Origin of the sequence: Streptomyces sp. NPDC048514, from assembly GCF_043199955.1 — a bacterium.
Lineage (GTDB): Bacteria > Actinomycetota > Actinomycetes > Streptomycetales > Streptomycetaceae > Streptomyces.
This window is the reverse complement of record NZ_JBICWT010000006.1, coordinates 408,032-419,715: the sequence shown is the minus strand read 5'-3', so window position 1 is coordinate 419,715 and position 11,684 is coordinate 408,032. Positions and strand designations below refer to the sequence as shown.

The 11,684-nt window shown below is 74.4% G+C and carries 6 protein-coding genes; 1 reads left to right on the top strand and 5 read right to left on the bottom strand.

Annotation, left to right across the window (positions count from 1 at the left end; all coding sequences use genetic code 11):
• Positions 1 to 171: 171 nt before the first annotated feature.
• Positions 172 to 3,975, top strand: coding sequence for an SCO5717 family growth-regulating ATPase (locus ACGFT2_RS16305; protein WP_393278315.1), 3,804 nt, complete (start codon positions 172 to 174; stop codon positions 3,973 to 3,975).
• A gap of 145 nt (positions 3,976 to 4,120) precedes the next feature.
• On the opposite strand, the gene ACGFT2_RS16300 is transcribed toward ACGFT2_RS16305, so the two are convergent.
• From ACGFT2_RS16300 to ACGFT2_RS16280, 5 genes are all read right to left on the bottom strand, one after another.
• A complete protein-coding gene (locus ACGFT2_RS16300) occupies positions 4,121 to 5,068 on the bottom strand; it encodes a bifunctional riboflavin kinase/FAD synthetase (RefSeq protein ID WP_393278313.1) in 948 nt (315 codons plus the stop codon).
• Between the two features lie 287 nt (positions 5,069 to 5,355).
• Complete coding sequence (locus ACGFT2_RS16295) at positions 5,356 to 9,426, bottom strand: hypothetical protein (RefSeq protein ID WP_393278311.1); 4,071 nt, start codon at positions 9,424 to 9,426, stop codon at positions 5,356 to 5,358.
• A 410-nt stretch (positions 9,427 to 9,836) separates the two neighbouring features.
• Entirely contained in the window at positions 9,837 to 10,742 is a 906-nt protein-coding gene (gene truB, locus ACGFT2_RS16290) for a tRNA pseudouridine(55) synthase TruB (protein ID WP_393278309.1), read from the bottom strand.
• Positions 10,739 to 11,194: a 30S ribosome-binding factor RbfA gene (gene rbfA / locus ACGFT2_RS16285; protein ID WP_393278307.1), complete on the bottom strand. Its 456-nt coding sequence runs from the start codon at positions 11,192 to 11,194 to the stop codon at positions 10,739 to 10,741. Before rbfA ends, truB begins: the two co-directional genes overlap by 4 nt.
• A gap of 40 nt (positions 11,195 to 11,234) precedes the next feature.
• On the bottom strand, positions 11,235 to 11,528 hold the full coding sequence (locus ACGFT2_RS16280; protein WP_393278305.1) for a DUF503 domain-containing protein: 294 nt from the start codon (positions 11,526 to 11,528) through the stop codon (positions 11,235 to 11,237).
• Between the last annotated feature and the right edge of the window lie 156 nt (positions 11,529 to 11,684).

The following is an 11,684-nucleotide window of genomic DNA, read 5'->3' as shown; positions in this document are numbered from 1 at the left end:
ATTAGGCTGGGAGCGGGCGCGATGGCAGGAACGTGGAAGGACCGGGCGTCGGTGTCCCGGGGGGAAGGTCCGATACGCCGGACCGCCCCGAACGACTACGGCCGACTCGGTACGACACGACATGGTCGCCCCGGCATGGCATGAGGGTGCTCGACCACACCAGGAGGAACTGTGAGCAGCGATCGGGACGGGATGCGCGGGGGCTGGGACACACCCGGCGATGACCAGCCCGACGCGGAGGCCGTCGAGACCACCGGTGAGTTCACCATCGACTACGCTCCCCCCGCCTGGTACACGCAGAACGCGTCCGGTACGGCGGCGGGCTCCGGCACCCCCGCGGACCCCGGAGGCATGAGCGGTTTCGGTGGGTCGAGCGGCTCCGGTGCCGTCGGCGCCCCGGGAGCTCCGGCCGCCTCCGGGATGCCGTCGTTCCCGGCGGCCCCACCGGTAACCGACCCGACGCCGCCGCACGCACAGCAGCCGGCCGCGCAGCCGGTGGGCACACCGCCGCAGGGCACTCCGTTCACCCCGCCGCAGGGTGCTCCGTTCACCCCGCCGCAGGGGAACGCCTACGTACCGCCCGGACCGGCGCAGGGGCCCTCCTTCACCCCGCCGCAGGGGACGCCGTACGGACCGGCCGCTCCATCCGCGGCGACGGAGGGCGCGCCGTACGCCCCGGTCGCGCAGTCCGCGCCGCCCGTGCCACCGGCCGGCGGTCCCGCCCCGGCGCCGCGACTGCCCGAGGGCTTCGAGCCGCGGCACCCTCAGCCGGATCCGCAGGAGGCAACGGCCGCCGCGGCCGAGCCGGAGACGGACAACGGCGACCTGGAGAGCGGGGCGACCATGCGGTTCTCCGCCGTCGCCCTGAAGCGCCAGATGGCCGAGATCGCCGAGCGCACGGCGGCTCTCGGGGAGCCGGAGGAGTCCGCGGGCGAGCGCTCGGCGGATGTCTCTGCGGGTGTCTCTGTGGAGAGTTCCGCTTCGGTGGGCCGGGACGACGCCGGATCCGTCCCTCTTACGACAGGCTCCGCCGGTTCCTCGGATGCCTCCGGTCACCCGGGTGCCTCCGGTCCCTCGGACGTCTCCGGTGCGGAGGAGCCCGCCGGTGCCGGGTTCTCGGTCGCCTCGAACGCCTCGGGTACCGAGGGCGCCGTCGACGGTGTCACCACCGAGGAGTCCGGGGACGGTGCCGCGGCGCGGGACGACGCTGTGGCGGAGGCCGCCGTGTCGGGGGGCTCCACGTCCGGCGGGGATGAGGAGCGGGGCGGAAACGGCCCGACGGACGCGGCCGGGGAATCGGCCGTACCGGGTGCCGTGGAGTCGGCCGCCATTGAGGCGTCCGCGGCGGAGTCGGGTGTCGCCGAGACGTCCGCGGCCGAGGAGAGGGCCGCCGAGGCCGTGCGTCCCCACGCGCCGGAAAACGCCATCGGCGCCGAGCCGACCGACGCCCCGGAGTCCTCGGACACCGGGGTGGCGAACGGGGGTTCCGGGGACGCCGTGGACCCGGACAGTGCGCCTCAGCAGGGCCCCTCGGTGAACAGCACTCCGGGAGACGGCACCGCGACTGACGGCGCCTCGGACCACACCTCACTTCCGGCAGCCGCGCAGCACGCGGACGCCGAGCAGGCGGGCACCCCGCAGCCCGGCGCCCCCCAGCCGGGCGGCCACGGCTTCCCCCAGCCCCACGCGGCGCACCCCGGAACTCCGGAGCACGGTGCCCCACAGGCCGGTGCCGCTCAGCCCGGCCCCGGCGCCCCGCACGCCGCAGTACCGTCCGCTCCCCCGGCGCCGCCGGGCGCCCAGCCCGGCTGGACCCCGCCGCCCGCGCCGCAGAACGGGCTGCCCCCGCTGCCGCCCTCGTACCAGCCCGCAGCCCCGGCTCCCGCAGCCCAGTGGCCCGCCCAGAACGGGCAGCCCACCACGCCCGGGCAACAGCAGGCCGCCCCGCAGCAGCCCGGGCCGCTGCCCGGCGACCAGCCGCAGCCGTCGTCCGGGCCGGGGCCGGCCGGCGCCGGTATGCCCGGTCCGCAGCCGCCGTTCCAGCCGCAGGCCCCGCAGCCCGCACCCGCCGCGTGGAACCAGCCGCATCAGTCCCCCCAGCCGAACCAGCCGCATCAGCCCGCCGCGCCCGTGCCCGGCCAGCAGCCGGCACCCAGCGGCCCTACCCCGCCGAGCGGCTACGGCTTCCCTCAGCCCGGCGTGCCCAATCCCCCGGCACAGCCGAGCGGATACGGCTTCCCGCAGCCGGGCACACCCAACCCCCTTGCCCAGCACGGCGGTTACGGCGTCCACCAGCCCCCGGCACAGGACCAGGCCCAGGCCCAGGGTCCCGCCCAGCCCCAGGGGCCGGTCCCCCAGCCGAACCCCAACGGCCCCACTCCGCCGAGCGGATACGGCTTCCCCCAGCCCGGTGTGCCCTACCCCCCGGCACAGCCGAGCGGATACGGCTTCCCGCAGCCGGGGAGCCCCGACCCGCAACCCCAGCCCGGTGGATACGGGTTCCCCCAGCCTCCGCAGACCCCGGACGGCGGTCCCGCCGTAACGTCCGACGCGTCGCAGGCGGCCCCGCACGCCCCTGTCGACCCCCGCTCCGGTGCCGCCTGGCCGCAGCCCATCCAGCACGATCAGCGGCAGCCGACCAACCCCGGTGCCGCGCCGCTGGGTTACACGGCCGCGGTCGAGCTGTCCGCGGACCGGCTGCTCAACAACAAGCGGCAGAAGGCGAAGAGCGGGCGGCCCACCGCGGCCGGCAGCCGGTTCAAGCTGGGCGGCAAGAAGGAGGAGGCCGAGCGGCAGCGCAAGCTGGAGCTGATCCGCACGCCGGTGCTGTCCTGCTACCGGATAGCGGTCATCAGCCTCAAGGGCGGTGTCGGCAAGACGACCACCACCACCGCGCTCGGCTCCACCCTGGCCACCGAGCGGCAGGACAAGATCCTCGCCATCGACGCCAACCCGGACGCGGGTACGCTCGGCCGCCGGGTGCGCCGCGAGACCGGGGCGACCATCCGTGACCTGGTCCAGGCGATCCCGTACCTGAACTCGTACATGGACATCCGGCGGTTCACCTCCCAGGCACCCTCGGGTCTGGAGATCATCGCCAACGACGTGGACCCGGCCGTCTCGACGACGTTCAACGACGAGGACTACCGGCGGGCGATCGACGTGCTCGGCCGCCAGTACCCGATCATCCTGACCGACTCGGGCACGGGCCTGCTCTACAGCGCGATGCGTGGCGTGCTCGACCTCGCCGACCAGCTCATCATCATCTCCACGCCCTCCGTGGACGGCGCGAGCAGCGCCAGTACGACCCTGGACTGGCTTTCCGCGCACGGGTACGCGGATCTGGTCTCGCGATCGCTCACGGTGATCTCCGGGGTCCGGGAGACCGGCAAGATGATCAAGGTCGACGACATCGTCTCCCACTTCGAGACGCGGACCCGCGGAGTCGTGGTCGTGCCCTTCGACGAGCATCTGGCCGCCGGTGCGGAGGTCGATCTCGACATGATGCGGCCGCGGACGCGCGAGGCGTACTTCAACCTCGCCGCCATGATCGCCGAGGACTTCGTACGTCACCAGCAGGCGCATGGGCTGTGGACCAACGACGGCAACCCGCCACCGGTGGCCGCACCGCCGATGCCGGGCCATCAGATGCCCGGCCAGCCCATGCCGGGCCAGCCCATGCCGGGCCAGCCGATGCCCGGCCAGCCGTATCCGGGGGGCCAGCCCTACCCGCAGGCGCCGCAGGCCTATCCCCAGGCACCGCAGCCCTATCCGCACGGTCAGCAGCCACCTTCGCAGGAGCAGCAGCCGTACCCGCCTCAGCAGGGGCAGGGGCAGGGGCAGGGGCAGCAGCCCTACCCGCAGGCCGCTCCCGGCCAGCCGTACCCGCCGCAGCAGGCACAGCAGGCGTATCCGCCGCAGGCGGCCCAGCACCCGCAGGGGCAGCAGCAGCCTCACACACCGCCTCAGCAGTAGGCGGCAGCCGACGGCAACAGCCGGCGGCCGGCTGCGAACGAACGGCACGACGAAGGGCGGCCGGTGCTCAGCGCACCGACCGCCCTTTCCCGTCGTCCTGTTCGTGCGATTCACACACCCCGCGCAACCCGCGCGGCCTCGGCGGCTACGCGTCCGCCGCCACGATCTCGCGGCAGCGCTTCACGTCCGCCGCCATCTGCTCCAGCAGCGCTTCCAGCGACTCGAACTTCGCCTGGCCGCGCACGTACGCGAGGAAGTCGACGGCGACGTGCAGGCCGTACAGGTCCAGGCCGACGCGGTCGATCGCGTACGCCTCGACCGTGCGCTCGGTGCCGTCGAACTGCGGGTTCGTGCCGACGGAGATCGCGGCCGGCATGGCCTCGCCGCCGACGTGCAGATAGCCGGCGTACACGCCGTCGGCGGGGATCGCGGTGTGCGGGAGCGTCTCGACGTTGGCCGTCGGGAAGCCCAGCTCGCGGCCGCGCTGGGCGCCTCGGACGACGATGCCCTCCACCCGGTGCGGGCGGCCGAGGATCTCCCGGGCGCCCGCGACATCGCCCTCGGCGACCAGGCGGCGGGTCAGGGTCGAGGAGAACGCCTCGCCGCCGCCGGCCTCGCCGGTGACGTACAGGTCGACGACCTCGACCTCGAAGTCGTAGATCTTGCCCTGCGCGGTGAGGAACTCGACGTTGCCCGTCGCCTTGTGCCCGAAGCGGAAGTTCGGGCCCTCGACGACCGCCTTGGCGTGCAACTTGTCCACCAGGACCTTCACGACGAAGTCGGCGGGCGACAGCTTCGAGAACCCGGTGGTGAAGGGGAGGATGAGGACCGCGTCGACACCCAGCTCGGCCATCAGCTCGGCGCGGCGGTGGTGCGGGGCGAGCAGCGGCGGGTGGCTGCCGGGGCGGACGACTTCGCTCGGGTGCGGGTCGAAGGTGACCACGACGGCCGGAACGCCCAGTTCGCGGGCGCGGTCGACGGCGTGCTTGATGATCAGCTGGTGACCACGGTGGACGCCGTCGTAGGAACCGATGGTGACGACGCTGCGCCCCCAGTCCTGGGGGATGTCCTCCAAGCCACGCCAGCGCTGCACTGTGACCGCTCCTCGAACCCGTGTCCGTGTCTACCTGACCTTGTGCAGGTCTAAGGGTGCCATGCCGGGTGCCCGGCTCCGGCATCGGCATGGGGCCTGTGACGGGTCGCACGCTCGTGGTGACGCTTCACCCGGCCCCCCGTCCGCGCCGCGCACTACGCCCGGACCGCCGTCCCCGCTCACACCACCCAGACAGCCCTCCCCACTCACGCCGCTCGCGCCGCCGGCCCCACTCACGCCGGCCAGCCCGCCGACGCCGCTCGCATCGGTCACGCCGACGCCGCCGCTCACACTGCTCGCGCGGGCACCCGTGCGCCCGCCAGGTTCTCGAGCATGCGACGGGTGCCGGGGCCGACCACGGCGGCCCAGTCGTCCGGGGCGTCCGTCAGCCAGCGGGCCATGAGCGCGGCGAAACCCGGCACGTGCCGGCCCAGGTCGACCAGGCCCCGGTCGAAGCGGGTGGCTCCCTCGGGGGTGCGGACGAGGAGCAGGCCGGTGCGGTGGACCAGTCCGCGTACCTCCTCGTCCTTTCGGCCGGACCCGTGTCCGGCCGCCGCGTGCAGGACGGCGTCCAGGACCGACGGCTCCCGCTCGTGCGTGAACACGACCTCCAGGAGTTCGCGGCGCAGTGGCCGGGAGGCGGGGGTCCCCGCGGCTGCGAGGACGGTGGCGAGAGCCGCCCGGACCTGTTCGGGTCCCCCTTCGAGCAGACCTGTGACGAGGGGCAGCAGGACCGGGCGGACGGTGGGCCCCTGCTCCAGCCGGCGGTCGACGTAGACGGCGACGTGCCCGGCGGTTTCCGGGCGCAGCCGCACCGCCTCCCCGACGAGGGCGGCGACGCGGCGGGCCAGGACCGGGGTGGTGACGTCGGCGAGGGTGCGCAGGGTGTCTCCGGCGTCCGGGCCGAGCAGGCGGGCGCGGAAGGTCTCCAGGACCGGTTCGGGGTGGGTGGTCAGGGCGGGCACCAGAGCGCCGGCCGGGACATGCGGATCGCCGTCGGCGAAGTGATGCAGGGCCGCGGCGAGGTGCCGGTCGCGGGTGTCCGGGTCGCGGATCAGGAGGGCGAGGGCACCGCCGTGCAGCGTGCAGTCGGCGGGGCGGGCGAGGAGGGCGAGGGCGGCGTAGCGCAGCAGCGCACGGTCGGCCACCGAGCTGACATGGGGGGCCGCGCGCAGTCCGTAGGTCACTGCCGCGACCCGGCGGGCGGGGCACTCGTCGTGCGCCCACCGGTCCACGGCCCGGCAGAGCGCGGAGGGCTCGTTCTCGGCGAGGGTGGCGAGCAGTTCGTCGGCACGCCGGTGCGCGCTGCGCACCAGCACCTCGATGAGCTCGTCCAGGGCGGTGTGCCGGTGGGTGTGCAGCAGCGCCTGGGCGGCGGCGGCCACGGTGGCGTGCGGGGTCGCGGGCAACGGCCGCTCGTCGTCGAACCAGTGGGTCAACTGCGCTTGTACGAGGACGGGCTGGGCGGCGAGCAGCCGGGCGGCGGCGTCGAGATAGCGTTCGCCCGGCGCAGGCGGTGCCAGGTCCGCGAGGACGAGCCGGCGCAGCAGGTCGAGCCGCTCGGCGTCGGAGACGGGCACGGCGGTCCAGAAGGCGGGGCCCAGCTCAGGTGGCACGGGACGTCGTTCGCGGCGCCAGGCGACGATGCGGTCGGCGAGGGGGCGCAGCACCTCGGTGTACGGCGTCGCGTCCGGCACGTGGAGAAGGGTCCGGGCGAGCAGCCGGGCGGCCCACCAGGAGCCCGGATCACGGTCCAGGACCTCCGCCAACTCACGTAGACGATCGGAGAGTTGCCGGTGGCCGTGCTGACGGGCGAGGAGGAGCATGGCCTGGACGACCGGCCCGACGCGGTGATGGGGCACGGGGACGGGGCGGGCCTCTCCCGCGCATCCGGGGCGGTGGACCAGGGCGTGCAGGGCCTCGTCCAGGTCGAGGTGGATGCCCTGGATCCAGTCGGCCAGCTCCTCATGGGCGAAGCGGTAGCCGTCGCCGGCCGGGACGAGGAGGCCTTCGGTCAGGACGGCGGAGGCCCAGCCGGTGCCGCCGCCCAGCCGGGCCGGGGCGGGGCCCCAGGGGAACACCTCCTCGAACGACGCCCGGTCCAGCCCGCCCTGGCCGGGGCCGAGGCTGCGCCGGGCGGCCTCGTGCACCTGACCGGCGACCCGTGCCGCGAGCCGTCGTACGGCCGAGCCGCGCAGCCCGTTCTCGGCGGCGAGCCGGACCGCGGTGCGCAGGCACATCAGGTCGAAGTGGGCGGCGAACACCTCGTGCCGGTCGACGGGTACGACGGCGGCCGGGGCGTCCGGTACGGCGGCGAGGATCTCGGAGAGCAGGCTCAAGGTCAGCGGGTGCCGGGCGTCACGGTCGCCGAGCGCACCGTCCGGAATGCCGTAGCGGGCCCGGGCCAGGCGCGCTTCCTCGTCGCCGAGTTCACCCAGCCGCACACAGGGCGGCATCGACACGAAAGGACCCGGGTCACCCGCCGGCCCATGGGACCCGGTGGGCCCATGAGACCCGGTCGGCCCATGGGACCCGGTCGGCTCACGAGACCCGGTCAGCCCATGGGACCCGGTCGGCTCACGAGACCCGGTCGGCTCATGAGACCCCATCGGCTCATAAGACCTCGGCTCAAGGGACGCCGTCGGCTCACGAGACCCCGTCGGCTCATAAGACCTCGGCTCACGAGACCCCGTCGGCCCGTAGGACCTCGGCTCAGGGGACGCCGTCGGCTCACTCGTGTCCACCGTGTCCACGGGCGGTGGCGTTTCCTGGCGGGTGTGCACGGTCGAGAGCAGGTCCGCCGGGAGCCGGGCTGCCCGCTCCCAGTCGTGCGGGGTGTGCAGCAGGTCGGCCGGGAACCCGGCGCCGGCCCGCTCCCAGTACTCCTCCCGGCAGGCGACCACCAGCCGAGCCCCGGTCTCCCGCAGCCAGTCGGCGGTTGCCCGGGTCCACTCCGGCAGCCGGTGGGCGAGGACCGGGGGCATCTCCTCGGGCCCGTCCAGGAGGAGCAGCAGCCGACGGCCGGTGCGGACGGCGACGCGGGCCAGGCGCTCGGGGGTGAGGTCGCCGAGGTCCTCACCGTTACCGGGGCGGGAGGCCGCGACGATCCGGGCCGCTCGTTCCAGGGCGCGGCCGGCGGCGTCCGCCACCGACGCGTCGGTGTCCTCGAGGTCGGCGCCGCGCAGCCACAGCGTGGGGGCGGCACGCTCGCCGCGTCCCCGGCGGGCCGCGAGGGCCGCGAGTTCCGTCGTACGGCCGCTGCCCGGCGCGCCGACGAGGCCGAGCACGGTCCGCTCACCCTCGACGAATGCCGTCAACTCCCTTGTCACCTCGCCGCGTTCGACGGGTTCCACGGCGCCGGCGCGGGTGCCGTGCGGGCCGTCCTGGGCCATCGAGGTGGCCGTCAGCTCCAGGATGCCGGCCAGGTTCAGATCGGCGCCGTAGGCCGGGACGGTGGCCGCGTTGCGGACGAGCAGGTCCCCGAGGGGCCCGTCGGCGGGCCGCAGGAGGGCCGCGAGGCCGGCGTCGCGCTGCGCGGTGTGCAGGGCCGTGCCGAGGACCGCGAGGACGGCGCCGGTACGGGCGTCGAGCACCGGTCCTCCGGCCGCCCCGCCACCGAGCCGGAGCGCGTCCCGCCCGGCGGTGCCGATCGCCAGTTCCAGGGCGTCGTCGAGGAGGTGGAAGCGGTCCGTGGCGGTGTACGTGGCCTGGGTGGCGGCCAGCACCCGGGCCTCGCGCCAGCAGCCCGCGGCGATCCGCACATAGGTGCCGGTGTCGATCCGCTCCCGCACGGTCAGCGGCAGCGGCTCCACGCCGAGGCCCTCGGTGCGCACCAGGGCCAGGTTCCGCTCGGGCAGGGGGGTGACGGCGTCGGCGCCGACCACACTGGTGCGGTCCCCGGCCGCGTGCAGCACCAGCCGGGGCAGGCCGTCGACCGTCTCGTGGCTGGTGACGAGGGTGCCCTCGTGGTCGGCGAGGAAGCCGATGCCGCGAGTGCGGCCGGCGAGGTCACGGATGCGGACCAGGACGGTGTCGTCGGGACAGGGCGCGCCGCCCGCGGGATCCGCCCCGCCCTCGTCCCCCCGCAGGTGCCCCGCACCCATGACGGACCCCCCGGCACCACTCCGCACGTCCTCGGCCGGCCCACCGGCATTCCCGCGTGTGTTCCGCGCACCCTCGACCGGCCCACCGGCACCACTCCGCACGCCCCAGGCGCACGCGGCCGCCCCGACGGCGCCACCACGCGCGCCCCCGCCCGGCCCACCCGTACCAGGCGTCTGCTCGTGCGTGCCGTTCGTGTCCGTGTCGTCCGGTGTCATCCGGTGCGCGTCTCCGGTGCGCGGGCGCCGTCCCGCCATGGCCGTACCTCCCGCCCGTACACCTGCCCTGCCGTCGACGGTAGGTGCGCGGTGATCGGCGGGACAGATCGCACGGTGAACGCGCCCCCTTCCGCTCCCCCGGTTCACTCCGAGCGCCTGCCCGGACGGGTGAATAGGCGCGGGCGGTTGGATAACCCTAGGGGTGGGGGAACCGAGGGGGACCGTGGAGCGGCGGCAGGGGTTACCCCCGTGGCCCGGCCGCCGCTCCGCGGACGACCACGGGCAACCGAACGTGGCCCCGCCGCCCTTCGACGGGCGACCGTCCGTGGCCGGCCGGCGCTCGGGCAACCGGACGTGGCCCGGCCGCCGCTCCACGGGCGACCGTCCGGTCGCCTGTCCACCCGTCCACCGGCGACCCCGCGCCCGTGCGCGTGCCCCGGCGGGATGTGTCAGCCGAAGACGGCCAGGCTCTTCGCCTTGCCCTTGTGCTCCTCGACGAGGGCGAGGAAGCGACCCTCGGGGTCGAACACGGCGACCGGGCCGGCGCCCGCGTACTCGCCGGGCATCTCCAGCCGGACGCCGTTCAGCAGCAGCCGTGAGCGCCTGTCGTCGACCTGCCAGCGCGGGAAGGCGGCGGTGGCGGCGTCGGCGATCGGCAGCACGGTCAGCTCCTTCTGGAGCTGGTCCAGCGTCTTCGCCGCGTCGAGCTTGTACGGTCCGACGCGCGTCCGGCGCAGCGCGGTGAGGTGGCCGCCGACGCCCAGGCCGGCGCCCAGGTCGCGGGCGATGGCGCGGATGTAGGTGCCGGACGAGCAGACGACGGACACGACGAGGTCGAGGACCTGGGTGCCGTCCTCGGCGACGGCGTCGCGCACGTCGTACACCGCGAACGAGGAGATGGTCACCGGCCGGGCGGGGATCTCGAAGTCCTCCCCCTCGCGGGCCCGCTTGTACGACCGCACGCCGTCGATCTTGATGGCGCTGACCTTGGACGGCACCTGCATGATGTCGCCGGTCAGCTTGGTGACGCCGGCGTCGATGGCCTCCCGGGTCACCTTGGAGGCGTCGGCGGACGAGGTGATCTCGCCCTCGGCGTCGTCGGTGAGGGTGTTCTGGCCCAGGCGGATGGTGCCGAGGTACTCCTTCTCGGTGAGCGCGAGGTGCCCGAGGAGCTTGGTGGCGCGCTCGATGCCGAGGACCAGGACGCCGGTCGCCATCGGGTCCAGGGTGCCCGCGTGGCCGACCCGGCGGGTCCTCGCGATCCCCCGCATCTTGGCGACCACGTCGTGCGAGGTGAAGCCCGACGGCTTGTCCACGATGACGAGGCCGTCGGGCGGGGTGGGCTTGCTGGTCATTCGGCGGTGTCGTCCGTCTCGTCGTCTTCCTCGCCCGGCTTGCGGTACGGGTCCGCTTCGCCGGCGTACTTGGCGCCCGCGGACACCTCGCGCACCTTCTCGTCGGACTGGCGTGCCTTGTCGAGGAGGTCCTCGATGGTCCGGGCGGTATCCGGGAGGGCGTCCGCCACGAAGGTCAGGGTCGGGGTGAACTTCACACCGGCGGCGGCTCCGACGGCCGAGCGGAGGACGCCCTTGGCGCTCTCCAGACCGGCGGCGGCGGCCTGCCGCTCCTCTTCGTCGCCGTAGACCGTGTAGAAGACGGTCGCCTCCCGCAGGTCGCCCGTGACCCTGGTGTCCGTGATGGTGACGTGCGAGCCGAGCCGCGGGTCCTTGATCCCGCGCTGCAGCTTCTGGGCCACCACCTCTCGGATGAGGTCCGCCAGCCTTTTCGCCCGCGCGTTGTCGGCCACTGGTCCGTCTCCCGTTCTTTCTCTTGCTTGCGTTTCGTGGTCAGTCGTCGTCGCCGTGGAAGCGCCGTCGCACGGACAGCAGCTCCACCTCGGGGCGGCCGGCGACCAGCCGTTCGCACCGGTCCAGGACGTCGGTGAGGTGCCCCGCGTCGCCGGAGACCATGGCGAGGCCGATGATCGTTCGCCGGTGGAGATCCATGTGCTCCACCTCGGCCGCGCTCACCGCGTACTTCCGCTGGAGTTCGGCGACGATCGGGCGGACGACGGAGCGCTTCTCCTTCAGCGAGTGGACGTCGCCGAGGAGCAGGTCGAAGGACAGAGTCCCCACGTACATGTGTGTAACCGGTTAACCCGCCGGTACGGGATCGATGGCCCCGGGTCCGTGTGGGCCGGGGACATCAAGAACGGTACCGCGTACCCGTCGATGGCTCGACAGGGTTTCCCGGCACCGTCGGTTCGGGAAAAGCCGTGCTGGCCGGCGGAACCGGAG